This is a genomic window from Novipirellula caenicola, from assembly GCF_039545035.1.
Lineage (GTDB): Bacteria > Planctomycetota > Planctomycetia > Pirellulales > Pirellulaceae > Novipirellula > Novipirellula caenicola.
The window spans coordinates 1-21,914 of sequence record NZ_BAABRO010000004.1; the positions used below are offsets into that span (position 1 = coordinate 1).

Genomic DNA, 21,914 nt, shown 5'->3' on the forward strand with positions numbered 1-21,914 from the left:
GGTCGCAAAAGCGACGGCGAACCAGGCTGGCAAACGATCTGGCGTGGCTATCGAAAAATGCAGTCGCTTCTTGACGCGATGAAACTAACCGGTCAAATCAAGGATGAAATTCGTGGGTAAAGACAAGCCCGTTGGGCTGGGCTAGGTAAACTTCCGGGGCTTTGCCCCTAAATGCAAACGCGCAACATCAAAAAAAAAACAGCATGCGGCTGATTCCAAGCCGCATGCTGATGTGCACTGAACAAGACGATGGATCCGTGACGATGCGATGATCGTCACGTCAATCCAGGGTGATTCTTAGCGACGTCCGCCGCCACCGCCACCGCTGCGTCCGCGGCCACCACCGCCGCTTCCGCCACGACGTCGACGTGGGCGATCTTCGTCGCTGCCGCCACGGTCATCACCGCCACGATCGTCCTCATCGCCTTCGACGGCCGATGCCAATTCATCTTCCTCACCTAGCTCTTCCAACGCACGGCGTCGGCTCAGCTTGACGCGGTCATGCTCATCGACATCGATGACCAACACCTTCATTGGATCGCCAACCGCAACGACCTTGTCGATGCTGCTGATGTAACCGGTGCTGATTTCGCTGATGTGACACAGTCCGTCACGTCCGGGCAAGATTTCGACGAATGCACCGAAGTCCTTGATGCTGCTAACCACGCCGTCGTAGATCTTGCCGATCTGGACGGTCGCCGTGCATGCTTCGACTTGACGCATCGCTTCGGCAGCCGATTCTTTGTTCGAACTGGCGACCAAAACGGTTCCATCGTCGTCCACTTCGATCACACATCCGGTGGTTTCTTGGATGCTGCGGATATTCTTTCCGCCAGGTCCGATCAGAGCACCGATCTTGTCGGGAGCGATCTTGGTGCGAAGCAAACGAGGCGCGGTAGGCGAAATCTCGCGACGAGGACGTTGGATCGTCGTCAACATTTTGCGAAGGATCTCGATACGAGCTTCGCGAGATTGCTTCAACGTCGCTCGGATGACGTCATCGCCGATACCGGTGACCTTCAAATCGAGCTGGATACCGGTGATCCCGTTTTGGGTTCCCGCGATCTTGAAGTCCATGTCGCCGAAGTGATCTTCGGTACCGAGGATGTCGGTCAACAGGACCCAATTGTCAGGCGAGCTTTGCACCAAGCCCACCGAAATACCCGCAACAGGGTTACTAATCGGAACACCGGCGGCCATCAAGCCGAGCGTTGCACCACAAACCGAAGCCATCGAGCTGCTGCCGTTGGATTCCAGAATGTCGCTGATCACGCGGATCGTGTAGGGGAAGTCTTCGGCCGCGGGCAATACCGGGGCAACACTTCGCTCTGCCAAACATCCGTGACCGATTTCGCGACGTCCAGGGCCACGAATCGGGCGGCATTCGCCAACCGAGAACGATGGGAAGTTGTAGTCCAGCATGAACTTCTTGCTGTACTCTTCTTGCAAACCATCCACACGTTGTTCGTCGCGAGCGGTTCCCAGCGTGATGGTGATCAACGCTTGTGTTTCGCCACGTTGGAACAATGCCGATCCGTGAACGCGAGGCAACAGGTCGGTTTCACAGTAGATCTGACGGAGACTGTTGTTGTCACGTCCGTCAGGTCGCGTGCCGGCGAGAATCAAATCGCGAACGACTTTTTCTTCCAAGTCGTGCCAAACCGATTTGAAGCGATTGACACAGATGGCGCCGTCGGCGTTGGGATCAGGAATGACTTCGCTCATTGCACGGTCACGCAGATTGCGAACCGCTTCGGCGCGATCTTGCTTGCCCGAGGTTTGTTGAGCAGCGCGGAAATCGTCGTAGTAGGCGTCGTTGAGTCGTTGGAACAATCCGTCGTCTTCTGGCGCGACGTACTCTTTCTTCTTCGGATTGACCTTCTTGTACAGCTCGTCTTGCAACTCGATGATTTCGCGAATCACATCATGGGCAAAATTAATTGCTTCCATCATGTCGTCTTCGGCCATTTCGTTAGCGAAACCTTCGATCATCGCAACCTTGTCGCGTGACCCGCTGACGATCATGTCCAATTCGCTCGACTCAAGATCTTCGAACGTTGGGAAGGCAACAAGTTTGCCGTCCACTTTACCGACACGAACCGAAGCCACGGGGCCTTGGAACGGCAGTTCGCTGATGTGCAGTGCAACCGCGGCACCATTCATCGCCAACACGTCACCATCGTTCTGCATGTCGCTGGCGACAACAAACGCCTGCACTTGAACTTCGTCTTTGTAACCTGCGGGCCATAGCGGACGGATCGGGCGATCCATCAAACGAGCACTCAGAGTTTCTTTGGTGCTCGGACGGCCTTCTCGCTTCAGAAAACCACCAGGAAATTTACCAGCCGCAGCCAAACGCTCGCGGTAATCACACATCAGGGGAAAGAAATCCAAACCCGGCCGCGGGTCGCTCGATGCGGCCGCAACCAGCACCGAAGTCTCGCCATACTGAACCATCACACTACCGGCAGCCTGCTTCGCTAATTGGCCGGTCTCGAACGACAACACGCTGTGTCCGATCTTCTTTTCAACTCTAATTTTATTCACAGTCACTTTGGAAACCTTCCTTCCACCTACATTCAATTACAACAACAAGAGATCGCTCGAAACCGCGCTTGCGGCTCCCATCAACGGGACTCCTGTAACAATGGAGTAGAGCGATTCAAACAAAAGGGTGCGGCTTGCCGGGTTAGAAAGAGAGGGGGTGAGGGCAGGCAGTCTAGCCGTTGGCCCAGGCAAACCCCCATCTCGGTCAGCGCACGGCGCTACCGCCGTCCACCGCACGGAGCGCGAAAAAGAGAGAAAAGAATCTCGGCTCGCCACCAGAGGGCGAGCTGAGTTGTTTGCCAACCATCGCACCAATGCGGCGTCTCTGTGGGCTATTTACGGATGCCCAACTTACCGATGATATCGAGGTACCGCTGCGGGTCCTCGCCTCGCACGTAATCCAGCAAACGCCGACGGCGACTTACCAATCCCAACAACCCACGCCGTGAAGCGTAATCCTTGCGATGGGTTCGCATGTGCTCCGTCAAACCATTAATACGCTCGGTCAGGATCGCAATTTGAACTTCCGGCGAACCAGTGTCATCGCTGGCTTTTCCGTGTTCCTTAATGACTTCGGACTTACGTTCTTTCGAAATCGTCATTCGTATTACTTTTCGCTTCGTTTCAGTACGTTTGTTACGTTTGTTTTGTACAGTCTTTTCTTGCAGACTTCGACAATTTACCAGCAGTTTCTACAAGCGGGGTAGTTTAGCGGTCCGCGCCAAACACGCAACGCCAAATCGGCGTCTCGTCAAGAAAAGAAACCACTGATTTCCCATTTTGCGGGATGCAGAACCACTATCGATCGTCGGGCCTATTCAATCGCCGTCCGATCCACTTCTTTTTCGTCTCGGCGAAAGACTCGGAAAATCCCCAACAAAAACGGCGGCAGCTCTCATCATTCTGATGCAAATAACCAATCTGATGGCGTTTCCGCCAACGAAAGCGTGCTTATTTGCTAGCGAGATCGGTATCCGCTAGCGTCACTCCGCAACGCAGTTCGCGGTTTGGATTCGCCGTTTCGGTACTTTAGCGAGCCGATTTAGAGGGAGCGGCCTGTGCGGGAGCGTTCGCGTTTTCGGCGTTGGATTCCGGCGGACGAACGCCCACTGGCATCGTTTCCACAGGACCAATCCCGCTCATTTTGGGGGAATCGTCCTGCGCAGACGAATCTTTGCCATAGAACCGCCAATGCTTCTCTAAAATCAACCTCGCCCCGCGGCGGAACGAGATGAACGACCAAGTCCAACTAAGGATCACGAACAACCGATTCCGGAAACCGGTCAAGAAATAGATGTGGACCACCAGCCATGCCAACCAAGCGGGAAATCCGGTCAAGCGGTACTTGCCCACTTCGGCGATCGCACGACTGCGGCCGATCGTGGCCATCTGCCCTTTGTCGACGTAATGAAACTCGGGCCGTGGCTTTTGGTCCAATTCGCAGCGGATCACTTTGGCAAAGTGGCGTCCTTGCTGCATTGCCACTGGGGCGATCCCAGGCAAAGGTCGCTCGTTTTCGTCCGTAAAACTACACAAGTCGCCCGCGACAAAGACTTCGGGATGTTCGGCGACCGAGAGATCCTTTTGCACGCGAATTCGTCCCTGACGATCCCGCTCGAACCCATCTTGGTTGCCGATCTCGGACGCTTGCACCCCGGCAGCCCATAACACGGTCGCGGCGTTGATGCGGTCGCCCGACACATCGACTCCGTTTTCGTCAATTCGGGTCACCCGGCTGTCGGTCCAAGTTTGAACCCCAAGCGACTCGAGATCCCGCATCGCTCGGCTGGACAATTTTTCCGAGAACATCGGCAGGATTCGCGGCCCAGCTTCGATCAAGATAATGCGAGCCAGCTTGGAGTCGACGTTGCGGAAATCGCGAGCCAACGTAAAACGACTCATTTCACCAATCGCACCAGCCAACTCGACTCCCGTCGGCCCGGCTCCCACCACGACAAACGTCAACTGTTTGCGACGTTCATCCAAATCCTTGGTCAATTCCGCCTTTTCAAACGCTTCCAAAACGCGGCGGCGAATCTCGGTGGCCTGCTCGAGCGTCTTGAGTCCGGGGGCATTCGCTTCCCACTCGTTGTGCCCGAAATAACTGTGCTGAGCCCCACATGCGACCAGCAAATAATCGTAGCTGACCTTGCCAAACGTCGCACTGACCGTCCGTTCGTCAAGTTGGATCGAATCGACACGGCCACACAGCACGCGAACATTCGTTTCTTTCGACAAAATGCTCCGCAGGGGGGCGGCGATATCCGCAGGGCTGAGACCCGCCATCGCGACCTGATACAGCAGCGGCTGAAACAGATGATGGTTACGGCGGTCAATCAACGTGACCGACACCCGTTTGTCTCGGCCTAATGCTTTGGCCGCATTCAAACCGGCGAACCCGCCTCCGATAATCACCACATGCTTCAACGATTCATTCATCCCATTTTCCAACGTTTCAGTTCGGTCTCGACTCCTTCATGATACGGACGACGAGATTAGAGGGGAGGGGCGATTTGCGATCCGGCAAGCGGCTGATCCCACTGCCATCCCGTCATCCGACGCTAAAGGGAGATCACCGACCGTTGCAGGGGACATCCGACACGACAACACAAATCCCCCCTCGATAACATCACCGAACCATAGTCGTGGATTACCGTTTGGCGATCGGAGTTACGCGTGAGCGTGGCTGAATGAGGGCGGATCGCTGGCGGGAAAACTTTCGTCACTCGCCTCGTCGATCATCGCTTCCTCGTGCTCATGGGTCGCCCGTTCGTCGGCGGTGCCGAAACGCGACACCTCATCACGGGCGGTCGCATCACGGGCGGTCGCATCGCGGGCGGTCGCATCACGGGCCGGTTCACTGCGAGACACCTGATCGCGGGCCTGCTTATTTTGGGCCGAGTCATTGCCAGCCGCCAATTGGTCGTCGCGTCGCTGTTGCCACTGCACCGCCAACTCGGCAGCCTCGGCGGTCCTTTTCAGCAGGTCGGGATAACGCTCGGGCGGCTCTTGATTGGCAAAGGTCTCGGATTGGCGAGCAAACTCTTTCGCATCCGCTTCGGACACCGCGATCGCATCGGCACACCGCCGCAGATCGTCACAAAGAATTTGCCACTGAGATTTCACAAATGCGTCATTCATCATTGCACCTTCGAGTTGCTTTTCGTGTCAAAAGTCGACCATCGAAGTCGTACTCGAATCAACAGTGCAAGTTTGATGCCGCGATCGCTGCGTATCAGGCAACGGCTTACAAACTGACGCAAACGGATTTGGTTTGCAGGTAGTTTTCCAAAACCGCATGCCCCATCTCACGGCCCCAACCCGACTGTTTGTAACCGCCAAAGGGCAGTGCCGCATCGAACACGCTGTAGCAGTTAATCCACACCGAACCGGCTTTGACCGCTTTGGCAAACCGATGTGCCTTGGAAATGTCACGCGTCCAAATGCCTGCCGCCAACCCGTAAGCGGTATTGTTGGCTTGATTCACAAGCTCGCTTTCATCACCAAATGGCATTGCGGCCACCACGGGTCCAAAAATCTCTTCACGCACCACCGACATGTCCTCGGATGCGTTTTTCAGCACGGTCGGTTGCACGAAGTAGCCGGGTCGATCCAGCGCCGAACCACCCGCCGCCGCCTCGGCTCCTTCGGCCACCCCGGCTTTCAGATATCCGGTGACGCGATCAAATTGCTCACGCGAAACCAACGGCCCCATTTGGGTCGAAGCATCAAAGCCGCTACCGACTTTCAAGTTTTTGGCAATCTCGCTGACCCCGGCGACCACTTCGTCGTAGACCCCCTTTTGCACAAACAATCTCGACCCGGCGCTACAAACCTCGCCTTGGTTAAAGAAGATGGCATCGGCGGCCCCGGCGATCGCAGAATCAAGATCGGCGTCGTCATAGATCACATTGGGACTCTTGCCGCCAAGTTCGAGGCTGACGCGTTTCAAGTTGCCGGTGGCCGCATTGATGATCAACTTGCCGACCTCGGTCGACCCGGTGAAGGCGACCTTGTCGATTTGTTCGTGGGATGCGATCGCCGCTCCGGCCGTTTCACCAAAACCCGTGACGATATTGACAACGCCATCGGGCACTCCCGCTTGAAGAATCAATTCGCCCAATCGCAGTGCCGACAACGGGGTCTGTTCGGCTGGTTTTAGAATTACAGTGCAACCGGTCGTCAACGCGGGCGCCAATTTCCAAGCGGCCATCAACAGCGGAAAGTTCCAAGGAATGATCTGGCCGACCACCCCGACAGGCTCTCGCAATGTGAACGCATGAAACTCGGCATCGGGAGCGTACGGCAAATGAATCGGGATCGTGTTGCCTTCGATCTTGGTGGCCCAACCGGCCATGTAACGAAACATGTCGGCCGCCAATGCGACATCCGCCGCCTTGGCCACGGCGAACGGTTTGCCGTTGTCGAGCGTTTCAATCTGCGCTAGTTCGTCGGCGTGTTCTTCGATCAGTTCCGCGATTCGCCAGATCAAACGCGAACGCTCGGATCCGCTCATCCTGGACCACGGACCTTGGTCGAAAGCTTTTCGGGCAGCGGCGACTGCCAATTCCACATCCGCCGCTTCGCCTTCGGCCACTTCTGCGATCACTTGGTCGCTGGCCGGATCAAAAACCTCGAATGTCTTGCCGCTTTGGGCATCAACCCATTTGCCGCCAATCAACATTTTCTTGGGCGAACTCAGAAACGGCTGCAGCGACTCGGGGACGGGGGAATTGGTTGCGACAGACATCGGACACTCCTTCGAATTGGGTATCGAATTGCAGACGTGGGGATGGGGACATCATTTATTTTTCGGGAACCGACGATCGCGGAAACCGCAGAGGCCGCCGCGAAGTCTAGCGTGCAAGCGAAACACTTCGCGAATTTCGCTTGCTCCGAACAAAGCACCGTCCAATCGTGCTTTCTACACAATCAAAGCATTCTCTACTTCTATTGAATGCCAAGCATGAACGTATGGCAAGTGTTTTAGCTCCGGACTCAGGCTTCCCTTCCCCGCCGGCCCCCCCCGCTACCGACGCATTCCAGCCCACAAAGCTTCACCTCCCCAAAACGCGGGTTTAGGGGGAGGCGGCTCGATTGGCATGCCGGAACTACGACTCGCCCTTGTCCTTCTTTGCACGTCGCTTGGCTTCCAGCAAACGCTCAGTGTAACTGGGCCCAGACGATTCGGGTTTGGGTTCGGCGATCGGTTTGGTTTCGCTGCGAGGGCCGCTGATCGTGGACGTGTCGACGGGAGTCCCCTCGGCTTCGGTCGGTTCGAACCGCACGCTTGCCCGACGCCGCTCAAGCGAATCGCCAAGCGACTCTTTGCTTTTCTGTAACGCGTCGAGCCGCGCGGCCACGCTTGCGTCGCGATCTTGTTTTTGTCCACGCATGCGAGCGACCGTTCGGCCGATCCAATCAAAATTAATCGCCACTCGGCGAACGAAGACGTCACCGAGAAACAATCCGCAACTCGCTAACACGAACCAGGGCCACACGTCGCGAAAACTTCTCGCCAAAGCCAAACCACCTCGAAACGCGTTGGTATCGACGAGCGATTCACTGAGCTGATTTTCCAGCGGCGGTGTCACCTCGCCTGGTTCGCCACCGCGTGGTTTCAGCGCTGCCAGCGATTCCATTAGTGCTCGATTGGTTTCACGCACACGAAATTCGTCGCTGTAAGGCACCGTCACCCCGGTGGTCAGCGGTGACATCCCTGGCCCTGGGACCACATTGACGAAATAGCTGCCGGTTTCGTCGGCTGGAAACGACCCCACGTAACGCCCCGGTGCAGTTTGTCGCATTCGCAGCGGAACGGGTTTCAAACTCGGATCGAGTGCGGAGGCATTCATATCCAGAAAATTCAAAAACGAATCGTCTTGATCCAACGCGTTGACCACCACTTGGACCTCGCCGTCGCGGACCTGCGTCGCGATTGAAAACTTTCCTGTATCGCCGGTGGGCCGCATCAACCAGCGGACCAATTGAGCATAAAACTTGTCATAGCCTGGCCACTCGGTCCAATCGGCGGCCCAGCGGGCGCCCGCATCGGTGGTCATCACTGCGGTCCGCCCCAATCCGTAGGTCCACACCGCCAACACCGTCGCATTCTCGGGTGAATCGGGTTTCGGCGATTGAATCAAGACTTGAGCCAGCGGGCTGTCTTTGGTCTGTGTCAAAACAAAGCCATTGATATTTGGCAGCACCCGATCGACTCCTTCGAGCATCGCGTGGGGGAAAATGACTTGCGGGTTCGCCCCCCCAGGCGGCTCGTAAACCAACGGCCGCGACACGCGACGTGCTTCACGCTGAAAGATTCGCGGCAGCGCTTTACCGCTAGCGGCTTGATAGTACTTGCCTCCAGTGTCTTGCGCGATCTTTCGCAACCGCGCACTCTCGGTCAAACCATGCGACGCGACCGCCACGGTACTGATCGTGATGTTATTGGTTTTGAACGAGTTGATCGTGCCTGGCGAGGGATCGCTCGGGTCACCATCGCTGATGATAATGCAGTGCTTGGTCGAAGCGGGGGTGCGAGTCAAACCGGCGACGGCCATCCGCATCGCGGGGTCAAATTGTGGCATATCGCCGGGCGTCATTCGCCCGATCGCAGTCAACATCGCCTTGCGGTTTGGCCCCACTTCGAGCAATCCATTACGCCCGCCCCACAGCCACGCATCGCCCGAAACGGTCCAGTGTAAAACGCCGGCGTAGTCGGCTGGTCCCAATTGCTCGACAGCCGCTCGCGCGATCACTTTTTGCCAATGGTTGCCTTCGGCCATCTCGCTAGCGTGCATGATGCACGCCAACGCGCCGACGGCTTGGATTTTGGTGTTCTTGATCTTGAAATCGACCGGCATTGCCTTTTCCAATTCGGTGCCCGACCAACCGCCAGCGCCGAAGGCCTCGGGACCGCCGATCATCAACAACCCAGCACCGAGTTGCTGAGTGTTGCGAACAAGCATATCGATTTGCTCGTCCGTGAACGACGAAATCTGTTCGCTACTGTCCCCCGAGGCTCGCGGGACGCCTGCCAAGATCACCGCGTCATACGCCTGCAACTCGGCTAGTGAACCAAACAATTCGTCACTCGGTTGCTGGACCACTTCGATGTTCGCGTCTCGCAACGCATCGATCATCAAACCAAAGTCGCCGAGGTGCGACTTGTCTTCGATTAACAACACTCGTCCTTTGCCCCGAACGTAGGTGTACGCCGTCGCACTATTGTTTTGGCGGATGCCATCGTCGTCAGCCGCGTCGGGAACAAATTCGGCTTCGTAGGTGTAGCCAGCGGGTTGTTCGATTTGATGGCGAAGCGGGAAGACGTTCTTTCCGTCATCGAGTGTCACCGATTGCTCTAACAGCAACGATTCTTGGCCACCGACACGCTGTTTGACTCGCAATTTTCCTTCGACCGGTTCGCCGCTTCCCGCCTCGGAATAATTGCTGACGACGATCCGCGCCTCGAACGGTTGCCCTTTGCGGATGTTGTCCGGCAAGTCGATTTTTTCGACCAACACTTCGCTCTTGGTATCGATGATCACCGGAACGACATCGATTCCGATCCCCGCTTGCGCCGCACGCGCCGCCAATTTGCGAGCTTGCCCGATGTTCTCGTTGCCATCGGTAACAATCACAATGCGCCGCGAGGTATCTTCGGGCATCGAGGCCTGGGCCAGATTCAATGCCGATTCCAAATTTGTCGCATCGGTGCGATCACGCAGACTTTCGAGTCGACGCAGCGGAGGAATGTCATCGTCAAACGGTGGGATCTCGATCGACGCGTCGCGTCCAAACACGACGATCCCCGCGCGGTCTTCGCGAGTGCCGTCTCGATGACGTCGAACATTGCGGATCACGTAGTCGAGCATCACTTGGCGTTTGACTCGCGGAATGCTCTCGCTTTGGTCCAATAAATACATGACCGTCACGCGATCGCTGACCCACACCCATTGCACTCCAGCCAGCGCGAACACGATGCCGGTCCAAACGACGGTGCGAAACAGCAGGGCAAAACCACGGCGGAACCGCCCCAGTGCTGCCAACGACCGATACCCGTACCACCACAACAGCGGCAGGAACAGCAGCAACCACAGGTAGCCGGGTTGGTCAAAACCGATTCGCGTGGGCAGCATCATGAGCAGATTATCAACCAAAGGTGTGGGATAGGCTTCCAGCCCCGTCATCCGTAGCAACGCCATTCCGTCGCCACGCTATGCAACCGTTTCCGGATCCCGGTAATAAACCGAAGCAAAAACGACGGAGGCAATGCCCACTATACCAAATCCCAGGATGAAAACCGAGATTGCGATGCTGGGCATCCCCAGCACATCGGTCTTGTCGGCCGGTGCGAAACAGACCGCCACGACGCTGATCACGTTGTTGACAAAGTGAGCCAGCATGGCGGGAAACAGTGACCTGCTTTTCCAAGACAGAAACCCCAGATAGACGCCCAGCGGAAAAACCGCGATGACGTGGACAAAGTCCATGTGGAAGGCGGCAAACAGAAACGAGGAAACAAAAATGCCAGCGGTTGGACCGAACGATTTAGCCAATCGCGTTTGCACGTAACCACGAAACAGGATTTCTTCACACAGCGCCGGAGTCGCTCCGATCAACAAGGCAATCGGAATCAAAAAACCATTTTGGCCATGGAAACGAAACGCCTCGCTCATCACCTTCAAACTCTCGCTCTCTTCCATAAATCCGCCGACGACCAGCGACGAAATCAGCCCCACCAATGGCGTGGCCGATGCCGCCGCGAACCAAACCCAAACGGGCCAGCGACCGCGAACCAACGACAACCGCTTGCGTGTTTCCACCGGTGACAGCAACGCTGCGATCAGCGATGGCACGATCATGGCCAATTGCGGAATCAATATGATCATCACGATCCCGACTCGCGATTTCATCACGTCGCCCAGCGCATTGGGGTCCGACACCAATTTGGGGTTGAAACCGCCGTGGACGATTAGAAACGCCAGCACCGAGGTCAACATGCTGACGAACAAAAAAACGCCAAGCGAGGCAGCTACGACGGCAATGGCGGTCCACCAGCGGAAACGCTCGGGAGACAAGTCGATCGAACTGTGCGGCAACGGAGCAAGCTCATCCACCGTGGACAGAGGATGCGATCCCGGTGGTGCCGCGTTTGCATACGGGTTGGACGACTCGATCGGTTGCGAGCCGAACGTGGGCGAGTGGAGAGAACTCGGGTTGATGGCGGGCGAGTCGAACGCGGCAGGGTCCTGCGGTGATTCCGGATTCGGCCTCGGATCGACGTCCGATGGGTAGCGTTGTGATTGATCGTCTTCAGGCGGACGAGGATCCATGGTGAAACATTCCTAGAGATCGCACGCGGAAAACGGCAGCGTTGCGAAATCGCAGCGGCAGCCGATGGGCGTGATAGGCTTTGGGCGAGCCCGTAGTGTACGCGAGAAACCGGTCGCCGGGTATTGTCGCCGGGCATTCACGTCGCGATTGGCGGTCGCCAACGAAATGATCGCAATCATGCCCCCGAAACAGACGATCGAATAAAGTGCATTGGCCGATGATCAGGTGAAAACGGGTCGTTTGCCCTCATCGGAATCCACTTTTACTTCTTCATCTTCTTCGCGTGTCGCTCAGGCCACCAATCATTTGGGCTACCAATCATTCGGGCCGCTGGTTAATCGGAGCTGCTTGTCATTCGGGCCAGCAGCACGTGCGATGACGGGATTTAGAACGTGGGCACGATCAAGAGTGTCATGAGTTACTTGACCAAGGGCCAGAGTACAGGGATGAACGCTGAAGTTAGCAACTTCACCCCAATCATTGAAGTCGATGCTCGTTCCTTCGGGATCAGCGTCGCTCTTTGGCAACGTGCGTTCATGTTGGTACAATTTCACATTCGCAGAGTCACTCGCTTTGTTGACGGCGGTGACGTGCCCCCCTTTTCACTTGACGAGCGACGACCGTGAGTGCCCCTAGCGTCAATTGCCCGTTCTGCTCCGTTCCAATGGAATCCGGCTACGCCTGGGTTGCGCACATTTTTGCTGGTGGACTGGTCTGGCAAAAGTCCAAGCCTGATCTGAAATTCTGGCGTCCCTCGCCTGGCAAAACCGTCATTCATTCTTACGTGTTCAACGAATCCCGATCGCTGCGGCCCGCGTATCGCTGTCCCGAATGTGAAAGCATCACGATTCAACCGCACGGTAAGACCGAATGATGTATCACTGGCTTATTCGTGATTCAAACTCGCGGGCTTCACTGCAGTCAGTGTTGTAGACATCCTTTGAAGTTGCCAGTCACCAATGCCGATGCCTGAGCCTTTCGCAATGGCAATGATCGCATGACATGCCCGCCGATCCGATTGCCACGGGGCAGAGCCGATGAAATTAGACGTTTTCACGACGGCAGTGCGGTACGAATCATCGCGATGATCGCGGACTCCTCAGCGCTGACTCGGCCGTCGCCAGAGACGACGCTAGCGATCGCGACCAATAACGACTCGACGTGATGCGGTGCCGCCTGCGACATCCGTTGCACCGCGTACTCGAAGTCGTCCCAGCGTAATTCGGCCACGGGTAAACGTGGTGCATCCGCAAATTGCAGCTGCGACCAACCTCGCATGAACTCGTAATCCGCCATGCCATCGTCGCCATCACATCCACAGAGCACCGACAAAATGATTCGCGAATATCCGGCCACTTCGTGCGGCGGGACGTTCGTCGGTTTGGCTTCGGCTTGGCTTGACTCCGTCGCTCGCGTGACCATCCACAGCATCGCGTGACGCATCCAGTCGTGATCATCCAATCGGCCACGACACTGCTCTGCTGTCAAACGCAGCTGCTCGCGCTGCTGTGCCGACATGGTTCTAACTTCACTGCAAAGCTGGGTCAGCCACCGCGTCCGAGTCTCGGTGTCGGCTTCGCAAAGCGTTGCCAACCATGCGGGATCACATGGTGTCGCCAGATCCGCCGGATCGAGACCGATCAACAACGGAAGCGAAATCGCAAACGTTTCCGGACGGACCAATGACGAGATGACAGCCACGGGTTGAGCCAGCGTGGCGACCGCGGCAGTACTTTCAATCGCATCGGTTCCAACGGAATCGGGGCTGACGAAATCGGGGCTGACGGAATCGGGGCTGACGAAATCGGGGCTAATGGAATCGGCCACCAACGGCGAGGAACTTGGCGTCCAAGGTTCGTTTGCGGCGGCATGGCCCGAGGTATCTGCAAACAGCAAGTCCATCGCCTCGAGCATCGTCGGGGCATGGTCTTCGCGGCGTCGTTTGGTAACCGATTCGCTATAGATCGGCGTCGCATCGCCCAACGGGTCGAGTGCGAACAAACGAGCTTCGATCGACGGATGCGTGGCGTACCACACCGGTTTATTGTGGTAATCGACAAACAACATCGGCGCGACGATTGTGGTTTGCGGATGCAGCAGTTGACCACGCTGCGGGTGTCCGACGATACGCCGCAGCGCCTTGGCCATTGCGGCAGGATTGCGAGTCTTTTGGACCGCTTCGGCATCCGCTAATGCTTCGCGAGAACGGGTGATCGCAAGCGTCAACATCGCAGCAGCAAACGCTCCGGCCAATCCGAACGGCCAAATCACCATCCCGACCAACATCCACACGTATCCCCACGAGGCTCCCTTTTCATGGGATTCCGTGGTTTCATAGCCGATGCGAAAGATCCATTCGGCAAACAGACGCACTGAATTGAGTCCGTACAGGATCGTGGTCAATTGAGTGCCTAGTCGCGTGTCGCCCTGCGTCAAATGACTAAATTCGTGGGCAATCACGCCTTGCAATTCTTCGCGAGGCAGATGCTTGATCGCCCCAGCGGTGACACACAGGATGCTGTCGTCAGGTTCCAGCCCTGCGGCGAACACATTGATTCCGGGTTCATGGTCCAACAGGACCACGGCGGGTGGCGTCGTGGCAAATGCGATCGCCAACTCTTCGACCACGTTAATTAATTTTCGTTCGTCGGCGGCGCGAGGCTGATCGATGTGTCGTCCGCCCAGCGCCAATCCGATCGCCCATCCGCCACCGTCGACAATCTGTCGTCGCTCGTAAAACGTTGCTGCTAGGATCCCGACATAGCTAATCGAAATCCCAAACAACGTCGTGTACCACAACACGACCTGCGGATCGATACAGCGAGTGTCGGGCGTCCCGGGTTCCTCAAACGCATGGACAAACCGCTTCAGCGAATCATGGCTGTGACGTTGTCGTCGCAGACTTCTTGATGCCGGAAAGGTTTTGGTGGACTGATAGATTGACTCCGACGGGTGCTTGTCAGCATCCGCGACCGCGGCCAAATAAACCACCGGAAACATCAACAAATAGCCCACCGCGACGCCGGTTGCGATAGCAGTCAAGCCTTGCGTCAACAACACCAACACATAAAACCGTGAACTGCTACGACGCGCGCGGGTTTGTCGCGATCGAAAATCAAACATCGCTTCGCTCTCCCCTGGGCAACACCCAATTTCTTATTACGCGCTAACGAGTTCGAATTTAGGCACGCGTTGGATCTCGACTTGATCGTCAAATTGCAACAGTTCCACATTCTCGGAAAAGCCAATCATTGATGAAAACGCGACCGTGGGGAACGTTTGCCGGCGGATGTTAAAGCGAGTCGCCAAGTCGTTGTACAATTGGCGAGCGTATGAGATCCGATTTTCGGTGCTGGTCAGCTCTTCGGTCAATTGAGCGATCGATTCATTCGCCTTTAGTTCGGGATAGGCTTCGATCACCATCGACAAACGTCCCATCGCACTTCCCAGCGCCCCTTCGGATGCCGCCCACGATTTGACCGCCCCCGAATCCGTCAGGTTGTTTTGTAGTCCGCTCAGTTTCGAAGACGCTTGTTGGCGAGCCTCGATCACCGCTTCGAGCGTTTCACGCTCATGCGTCAAGTAGGCTCGGGCTGCCTCGACCAACGAAGGGATCAGATCGTAGCGACGTTTCAGCTGGACTTCGATTTGGGCAAAACTGTTTCGCGTTTCTTCGAACGAAGCCAGCAAGACGTTGTAAATACGGGCAACAAAGATCGCGACGGCAAACAGCAAACCTGCGGCAAGACCGATAACAACAGCATTGATCATAACAAGAACTCGGGGTGTGATGACTTGAAGTGATGGGTGAAGCTCAATTGCCGGATAGCGTTTTCCGGCAGCAATACAGAGCTCGACAAAGCCATTCTTTCCGCGAGCCTGATGCGAAAGCCTAGGTTCCAAGCCCACAGGATTGGGGCGTGAAGCTTTTTAAAAAGGCGAGCTCGGTCCGCAAAAATGTTGCGATTCGGGGTGCTGGTTCGGTTGTTCGGATTGTGCGGACGCGAACCCGTGGAGGGAATCGCACACGCGGACGTGGTCAGAAGATAGACTCAAAGCGATACGCGGCGAGCCCTTCACGGAAATCTCGCTGAAGGCTCGATTTCCGACCCTGCCCACGCAAGCGGGAAGGGGAAGCAAGTGGATGCGACGGCAAACTAAAAATCGGCACGACGGTTTAGGACGTAAGGACTCGTTGCCTCGTCCACGACGGAAAATGCCGCCAGCGATTCTTATGACGCCTTCGGTGCTACGTGAATTGCCCGTGCAGGAACCATTGCGGTTGATCCCCCGAAGAGATGTCGCGGTAGATCCACCACCATGTGCCACAGTCGGTTTCAACGCGGTAATAGTCGCGGCGGATCGCAGGGCCGCTCCACCAACGAGTCTCGATTCGCTCGGGGCCCCAATAGCCCACCACCTGAGTCTCACGGCCACGCAGCCGAAACGACTCGGGAACTTGCGTGGATGCCATCGGAACGACCGGCGAGAGCGGTTGAGGTGGGTCGAGGATCGTCAGCGGTCGACGCATTGCGTGCTCGGGCGATGGCGTGCGATGACGCGATTCGGTGGGATACGAATTCGCAAGCGATGATGGCGATGAGTTTCGTGAACGCTTCGAGACGCGACGTGATTTGACAGGTTGGCCGGTCATCGGCAGAGTTAGATGAGCGTTCTCGGGCAACGGATCGTCATTCAGTTTTACCCGTAACACCGCATCGCGTCCGAGTCGGCCACTCAGTTTGTCGACAAACCGCGAAACCGCTGTTCCGCCCAAGGCGTGCGAATCCACCGGCCCATCACTCAATAGCGACGCTTGCACACTACGCAAGGGTCCGGTCAGTGCGACTGACAAACTCAATCGAGTCACGTCGTGCCGCAGTGACAAATTCTCGAATCGCATTGCCACCAGCGAACCGAGATGCTTGACATCTTGGCTAGGAGCAAACAAGCCGATCTCGATGTGCTTGGAAGGAGGCTTTGAGAAATCGAGATTGCAAAGCAAACGCAGGGCTCCGAGTTTGCGTTTAGCTAACCCGGCCTTGGCTTGCTGCAAAAGCCCCTCCATGCGGTGAAGCAGAATTGGCAAATCGCGTGTCGGGTACTCCAGTTCGTGTGAATACGTCAATTCGTCCGGGGCAAGGTCGGTGACCAGCGGCTCGTCGATTTCACCAATCGCTTGACTGATCCGCTGGACCAGCGGTTTGCCTAGCCGTGTGGCTAAACCGCCACGCGGCAGCCGCAACAATTGGTCAACCCGCTCGACCCCAAGCCGGTGCAAGGTCATTGTGGTTTCGCGAGCCAACCGCAGCGATTCGATTGGAAACGATGCAATCGCGGCCGTCGGTTCGTCGGTGGTCTGGGCATCACGTTGGCCAAAATGAGCGATCGCCCACGCGGCAGCCAAGTTCGGAGCGATCGCGATCCGGGCATGTAGCGGGACGTCGAAGTGACAAGCCAGCAAATTTTGAACGGCGGCGATCAGCCCGTGCTCATCACCAAATAAATGCTCGACTCCGGTGATATCACACAACAACGATTCGGGTTGATGACGCGGGAAACCGGCCCAAGGATGATCGTCGAGTGTTTCGATCGCGACTCGGGGGGTGATCGATTGTTGAATTTGGTAGCTGAGCTGTTTGAGCATTTCACGATCGATGAACGGATCGTGGGGCCGGATGTCGGCAGCGACGGTGGCGGGCGAAGTCTTTGCAGCGGGCGATTCGCGGCACTGCAACAGCGGCGTCGTCTCGACCAATGGCATCGCAATGCGGACGCCCAACATCGATGCGCGAGGGCAACAGGCGACGACGATGCGTCCGCGACGAGGATCGTCAGCCCACAACAGCGTGGGAGCGTTCGTTGTGATCGCGGAGCGATCAACGACATTGGACGTTTTGATCGCGGAGCGATCTGGGACGTTGGGGTCCTTAGCCGGCTCGGTGTTGGCGGCTTCGCGAAGCCGCACGCTTTGGATGGGCCAGTTGGGAAGCCAGATGCACAGCAGCCGTTTCATGTCTTGTCTCTTGCGGTACTGCCACTTCGTGTGGAGCCGTGACTTCGATTAGCCGCGCCTGGTCATCGATTTGAATCCAGACGCTTTTCCCCAGCGGACCGCCACGCGCCCGATCCAGCGTGACTTGCAGTGGCGTGCTGTGATTGAGGATTCCTGGGTCCGGCCACGACCGACCGGTTCCCTTTTTAACATGCAAGCGAACTTCGGCGAAACTCGGTTTCCCGCGTTCTCGCACCGGGCGAACAAAAAAGCCGGGCGTGCGTCCCTGTTCGGCTGCCAATTGAAAACGCCGAGCATCACGATCGTCCAGCCGCGTATCGATCGTGGCCCATACGGCCGCGACCGCTTCGCATCGCAGCGATTGGTCAATCGCCCACACCGTATCGGCAGCACAACGAGGTTGTACCAAGACCATGCGGTCGGCAGGAATGCCCAACGCAATTGCTGCCGGTGGATAAAAAGTGTTACGTGGATCGACGATCACAATCGGGCTGTTCGATTCCCCCGCGTGCCGGTCGTGATCACGCAGCGCATTGGCGGCCACGATCATCGAAAGCGCCGCCGCACCGCAACCTTCGGCATCGGCGATCCATTCGGAAATCGCATCTTGCCGCAGCCCACCGCGAAGCAACGTGTGGTCGATCGCGGACGATCCGGTCGAGAAAGTTTGCCGCTGCCCCGCCAGAACCGGGGCAGGATTCGATTCGCTGGCGGGCGAAACGTCCAAGCAGTTCGCTTGCAGACGCAATTTTTGCAAAACCGCTTGGCGATCACTGGGTAACGGAGCCGCGTTGCTGGAATTTTGCCTAGCTTCGCTGGAATCTTGTGTCGCTTTGCTGGAATCTTGCAACGACGCTTCGTTGGGGACCAGCTTGGAGACACTCGCCCCGACGGCGAGGTGGGCATGCAGCGCGAGCGGGTTGGGACGTTTGTTGGCCGAGCGAACGTAGGGCTCCAGCGGAAACAGCAGCGGCGACGCACCGATCGTCGCTGTAGGTTGCTTCGCTGGGTTGCCCGACAACTTTGCTGGGTTGCTCGACAGCTTCGTTGGGTTACCGGAATGACGTTTTGACGAAGACGTTGCGGGCTGCAAACGCGAGGTCGGGGCAGCCTGCGAGGCCTCCGAAGCGGCAGCGGTTTCCATGAATTCAAAGGTTTGTTGGGGCACGAGGAGTGTCCTTTGGACCATTGGAGAATGGAAACAACAAAACGTCCCCCACCCACAAGTGACGGGGCCACAAGTGACTTGCCCACAAGTGACGGGGACTGATCGTCGGTCGTCTTGAGAGAAGGGCTCGCCGTGGGAAAGGTTGCTAGATTTTCCCCACCGAGAAGCCTAGGCTTGAGTGGCGGAAACCCTTCGCACACCGAATCCTTGCCACCCGCAAAACGACAGACGCATCCTAAATGCTAGCATTAGCAGGGATTACTGGAAAGCGTCTTTTAAGAAAGATCGACGAGAGAGTGTCTGATGATGCAGAAAATACGCTGGATTTTGTTGTTGTTGGGAATCGTGATCGCGTTGGTGATCGCGTTTCAGAACAATCGAAACGAAGAAGTGAACGTGCTGTTCTTCCATGGCGAAGTTTCCCTCTTGCTGTTGATTTTGACGGCGGTAGGCGTCGGTTTTGTATTTGGCGCGATGCTGACGTACGGAATGTTGCGACCGAAAAAGGGTAAGAAGACAAATGCCAAGTCGGCAGCCAAAGGGGGGGCGGCTGCACCTGCCGCCCCCACCTCTAAAAACGCACCGCCGGCTCCGAAGCCAGAGCGGGCCGACGCTCTGGCCCCGGATCGTGCCGACGCGAAGAAGTAAAATGTGGGATAGGCTTCCAGCGATGTCATGTGGGATAGGCTTCCAGCCTGTCATGTGAAATAAGCTTCCAGCCTGTCATGTGGGATAGGCTTCCAGCCTGTCATACGGAATAAGCTTCCAGCGATGTCGTCGAAGCGAGTCTTTGCATCGTCCATCTCCAGCATTGCAGGCCCAAGATTCAATCCGTAGCGACGTTCGCCTGAACGTGGTCCACCGTCTTGGCGACGGTGGCTACATCAAACGGACTCCACCGTCTTGGCGACGGTAGCTACATCAAACGGGCTCCACCGTCTGGCGACGGTAGCTACATCAAAAAGTGACTTTCGCTTAGCGGGGCAGACGTGCGGCGCGGGCGGCACGGCGGGCAGCGACAAGGTCGTATCGCATCAGGACCAGACGAGCCAAATCGCCCATGTGATTCAGCCCTGCTTTAGCCTCGTTGCCCTTCGCTGCCGCGGCCGTGGTTCCAGGACGCTCGGATCGGCGAACCGCTGACGACTGGACCGCCTTGGGAGCCACCACGGCGGGTGAAGCCACCGCGACTGCTGAACGGCTGGCGATGGGACTGGTGACGACAGGACTATCGAAAAGCATCAGTTGGGTCATCGGACAGATTCCTGTGCGAAAGAAGCGAATCAGGTAAGCGCCGAGTGATCAATCACTCAACTAAAACCATTCTTCGCGACCCTAATGACACGTCTGGTCACGCCTCGGAAAAGAAATTTCAAATTTCTTCAAAGAGGCTTTTTCGGGGCAAAAACGCCGCTCAGCATGAGCGGCCAAAGAAAAACGTCACTCGCGTGACAGAGGATTCACGCCGACGATTCTGCGGCAGCGAAACTGTTGGCTCGTTTTCGCTACGTCCGGCTTGCTACGTCAAACTCGCTGCGTCCGGCTCAGCCGTCCACCGCTTCGACGTCGACCCAATCGCCGCCGGCAACGGCACTGCGTCGACACGCATCGAGAATCAGCTGGGTTTTCAGCGTCAATTCAGGATAATGCGACTGGATCGAGTTCTCGTTCACATAGCTGGCAAAACGGCGAACCATTTCGACTTCGGGGGCCACGGGTTCGCCCGACGCGTATTCGTCGTTGGACCGTGGCGAGGTTCGTCGCTTGAAATTCCAGCGGCAATTGTCGATCTCGAGCTGGTGGTCGTGGGTCGCCCAGTGGGTCCGCGAGTCATAGAACGGCAAGACAAAATCGTCGATCGTCAAATGCCCTTTTTCTCCCGAGACGATGGCGGTTTGCTGATTGCTGGTCAAAAACGAACAGTAAAACGCGGCCGACAATCCCTCGGGGAATTCCAATTCGGCAGAAAACTCACCCGGCACTTGATGCTCGCCCTGTGCATTGCCGATCGAGGTGATCGTCCGCGCCGACAAACGCGTGGGCATCTGCAGCTTGGACGCCCACAAAATGAAGCGGATACAGTACCAACCGAGGTCGCCGAGACAGCCATGGGGTTCGAGCTCGTAATTGGCTCGAATATTCGATGCCTCGAACGATTCGTCGCTGCAGAACGAAAAATGGGTGTTGATGCGTCGCAGCTTGCCGAGCAATTTCTCGTCGTGCAGCGTTGCCGCGACGTCTTCGATTCGTCGACTGTGATCGAACATCACCCCGTCCATGAACTGGACGCCCGAGGCACGACATGCATCGATCATCTGGCGAACTTGCTGCGTGTTGACGCCAACCGGCTTTTCGCACAACACGTGCTTGCCCGCCTCGGCCGCCGCGACCACCCAATCCTTGCGAATCCCGGTGGGCAGCGGAATGTAGACCGCGTCAATCTGATCGCTTTGGATCAGTTCATCGTAAGAGCCCATCGCGGTGACCGCTTCGATTTGCGGCGTTTCGGCCGAGCACTCGTCGATAAACGTCTGAGCCCGCTCGAGCGACCGGCTGGCGACCGCGGCGACGCGTCCATTGCCGCTAAGGCGAATTGCTTTCCAATTCTTTCGAGCAATCCCAGCTGCTCCTAAGAAACCCCATCTACAGATTGAATCGGTCATCTAGCCCGTCTCGTTAGTCGTGTCTTTGTAGCCATTGAGCGGCCATATTACGTTTGATCCGCTCGAAACGCACGGCCCCGTCGTCTGACAAAATACATTACCAAGATGAGCCGACAAAAAAATACCCTCGCCAGGAACACTTCCTGGCGAGGGTATCTGGGTCGCTTTTCAGCTTGTTTGGTTT

Annotated in this window: 16 protein-coding genes; 3 read left to right on the plus strand and 13 right to left on the minus strand. The window is 56.8% G+C overall.

Features of this window, described 5'->3' with window-relative positions:
- Window positions 1-297 precede the first annotated feature (297 nt).
- The 7 genes from pnp to ABEA92_RS09805 form a co-directional block, all read right to left on the minus strand.
- Window positions 298-2,553, minus strand: coding sequence for a polyribonucleotide nucleotidyltransferase (gene pnp / locus ABEA92_RS09775; RefSeq protein WP_345683648.1), 2,256 nt, complete (start codon window positions 2,551-2,553; stop codon window positions 298-300).
- 326 nt (window positions 2,554-2,879) lie between these two features.
- A complete protein-coding gene (gene rpsO / locus ABEA92_RS09780; RefSeq protein ID WP_008691447.1) occupies window positions 2,880-3,149 on the minus strand; it encodes a 30S ribosomal protein S15 in 270 nt (89 codons plus the stop codon).
- A gap of 427 nt (window positions 3,150-3,576) precedes the next feature.
- Window positions 3,577-4,986 carry an NAD(P)/FAD-dependent oxidoreductase gene (locus ABEA92_RS09785; RefSeq protein WP_345683649.1) on the minus strand — a complete coding sequence of 470 codons (1,410 nt, stop codon included), beginning with the start codon at window positions 4,984-4,986 and terminating at the stop codon, window positions 3,577-3,579.
- Window positions 4,987-5,217: 231 nt separating this feature from the next.
- On the minus strand, window positions 5,218-5,691 hold the full coding sequence (locus ABEA92_RS09790) for a hypothetical protein (protein ID WP_345683650.1): 474 nt from the start codon (window positions 5,689-5,691) through the stop codon (window positions 5,218-5,220).
- Between the two features lie 103 nt (window positions 5,692-5,794).
- Window positions 5,795-7,297 (minus strand): aldehyde dehydrogenase family protein, encoded by a 1,503-nt coding sequence (locus ABEA92_RS09795; RefSeq protein ID WP_345683651.1) that lies wholly within the window; start codon window positions 7,295-7,297, stop codon window positions 5,795-5,797.
- Between the two features lie 361 nt (window positions 7,298-7,658).
- Window positions 7,659-10,688: a VWA domain-containing protein gene (locus ABEA92_RS09800; protein WP_345683652.1), complete on the minus strand. Its 3,030-nt coding sequence runs from the start codon at window positions 10,686-10,688 to the stop codon at window positions 7,659-7,661.
- A gap of 75 nt (window positions 10,689-10,763) precedes the next feature.
- Window positions 10,764-11,882, minus strand: coding sequence for a CPBP family glutamic-type intramembrane protease (locus tag ABEA92_RS09805; RefSeq protein WP_345683653.1), 1,119 nt, complete (start codon window positions 11,880-11,882; stop codon window positions 10,764-10,766).
- A 447-nt stretch (window positions 11,883-12,329) separates the two neighbouring features.
- On the opposite strand from ABEA92_RS09805, the gene ABEA92_RS09810 reads away from it, so the two are divergent.
- Both ABEA92_RS09810 and ABEA92_RS31365 read left to right on the plus strand, forming a co-directional pair.
- On the plus strand, window positions 12,330-12,509 hold the full coding sequence (locus tag ABEA92_RS09810; protein ID WP_345683654.1) for a hypothetical protein: 180 nt from the start codon (window positions 12,330-12,332) through the stop codon (window positions 12,507-12,509).
- Window positions 12,506-12,757, plus strand: a complete 252-nt coding sequence (locus tag ABEA92_RS31365) for a PF20097 family protein (protein ID WP_425572418.1) — start codon at window positions 12,506-12,508, stop codon at window positions 12,755-12,757. The genes ABEA92_RS09810 and ABEA92_RS31365 overlap by 4 nt, the downstream gene beginning before the upstream one ends.
- Window positions 12,758-12,936: 179 nt before the next feature.
- Here ABEA92_RS31365 and ABEA92_RS09815 read toward each other — a convergent pair whose 3' ends face one another.
- The 4 genes from ABEA92_RS09815 to ABEA92_RS09830 all read right to left on the minus strand — a co-directional run bounded on the left by ABEA92_RS09815 (window position 12,937) and on the right by ABEA92_RS09830 (window position 19,067).
- The gene (locus ABEA92_RS09815) at window positions 12,937-15,006 is read right to left on the minus strand and encodes a M48 family metalloprotease (RefSeq protein WP_345683655.1); all 2,070 of its coding nucleotides are present in this window, start codon (window positions 15,004-15,006) and stop codon (window positions 12,937-12,939) included.
- A gap of 36 nt (window positions 15,007-15,042) precedes the next feature.
- Complete coding sequence (locus ABEA92_RS09820; protein ID WP_345683656.1) at window positions 15,043-15,654, minus strand: LemA family protein; 612 nt, start codon at window positions 15,652-15,654, stop codon at window positions 15,043-15,045.
- A gap of 478 nt (window positions 15,655-16,132) precedes the next feature.
- Window positions 16,133-17,899 carry a Y-family DNA polymerase gene (locus ABEA92_RS09825; protein WP_345683657.1) on the minus strand — a complete coding sequence of 589 codons (1,767 nt, stop codon included), beginning with the start codon at window positions 17,897-17,899 and terminating at the stop codon, window positions 16,133-16,135.
- Complete coding sequence (locus tag ABEA92_RS09830; protein WP_345683658.1) at window positions 17,814-19,067, minus strand: ImuA family protein; 1,254 nt, start codon at window positions 19,065-19,067, stop codon at window positions 17,814-17,816. Before ABEA92_RS09830 ends, ABEA92_RS09825 begins: the two co-directional genes overlap by 86 nt.
- 303 nt (window positions 19,068-19,370) lie before the next feature.
- Here ABEA92_RS09830 and ABEA92_RS09835 point away from each other — a divergent pair, with 303 nt between their 5' ends.
- Window positions 19,371-19,715 (plus strand): LapA family protein, encoded by a 345-nt coding sequence (locus tag ABEA92_RS09835; protein WP_345683659.1) that lies wholly within the window; start codon window positions 19,371-19,373, stop codon window positions 19,713-19,715.
- A 327-nt stretch (window positions 19,716-20,042) separates the two neighbouring features.
- Here ABEA92_RS09835 and ABEA92_RS09840 read toward each other — a convergent pair whose 3' ends face one another.
- Complete coding sequence (locus ABEA92_RS09840) at window positions 20,043-20,321, minus strand: hypothetical protein (protein ID WP_345683660.1); 279 nt, start codon at window positions 20,319-20,321, stop codon at window positions 20,043-20,045.
- A 290-nt stretch (window positions 20,322-20,611) separates the two neighbouring features.
- Window positions 20,612-21,730 (minus strand): Gfo/Idh/MocA family protein, encoded by a 1,119-nt coding sequence (locus tag ABEA92_RS09845; protein WP_345683661.1) that lies wholly within the window; start codon window positions 21,728-21,730, stop codon window positions 20,612-20,614.
- Between the last annotated feature and the right edge of the window lie 184 nt (window positions 21,731-21,914).

Bases quoted from the DNA above. Each gene is read 5' to 3' on its own strand.
- ABEA92_RS09825 (WP_345683657.1), bottom strand. From the start codon at position 17,899: ATGAAACGGCTGCTGTGCATCTGGCTTCCCAACTGGCCCATCCAAAGC.
- ABEA92_RS09810 (WP_345683654.1), top strand. From the start codon at position 12,330: ATGAACGCTGAAGTTAGCAACTTCACCCCAATCATTGAAGTCGATGCT.
- rpsO (WP_008691447.1), bottom strand. From the start codon at position 3,149: ATGACGATTTCGAAAGAACGTAAGTCCGAAGTCATTAAGGAACACGGA.
- ABEA92_RS09820 (WP_345683656.1), bottom strand. From the start codon at position 15,654: ATGATCAATGCTGTTGTTATCGGTCTTGCCGCAGGTTTGCTGTTTGCC.
- ABEA92_RS09835 (WP_345683659.1), top strand. From the start codon at position 19,371: ATGATGCAGAAAATACGCTGGATTTTGTTGTTGTTGGGAATCGTGATC.
- ABEA92_RS09785 (WP_345683649.1), bottom strand. From the start codon at position 4,986: ATGAATGAATCGTTGAAGCATGTGGTGATTATCGGAGGCGGGTTCGCC.
- ABEA92_RS09795 (WP_345683651.1), bottom strand. From the start codon at position 7,297: ATGTCTGTCGCAACCAATTCCCCCGTCCCCGAGTCGCTGCAGCCGTTT.
- ABEA92_RS09805 (WP_345683653.1), bottom strand. From the start codon at position 11,882: ATGGATCCTCGTCCGCCTGAAGACGATCAATCACAACGCTACCCATCG.
- ABEA92_RS09800 (WP_345683652.1), bottom strand. From the start codon at position 10,688: ATGATGCTGCCCACGCGAATCGGTTTTGACCAACCCGGCTACCTGTGG.
- ABEA92_RS09790 (WP_345683650.1), bottom strand. From the start codon at position 5,691: ATGATGAATGACGCATTTGTGAAATCTCAGTGGCAAATTCTTTGTGAC.
- ABEA92_RS09845 (WP_345683661.1), bottom strand. From the start codon at position 21,730: ATGACCGATTCAATCTGTAGATGGGGTTTCTTAGGAGCAGCTGGGATT.
- ABEA92_RS09815 (WP_345683655.1), bottom strand. From the start codon at position 15,006: ATGTTTGATTTTCGATCGCGACAAACCCGCGCGCGTCGTAGCAGTTCA.
- ABEA92_RS09840 (WP_345683660.1), bottom strand. From the start codon at position 20,321: ATGACCCAACTGATGCTTTTCGATAGTCCTGTCGTCACCAGTCCCATC.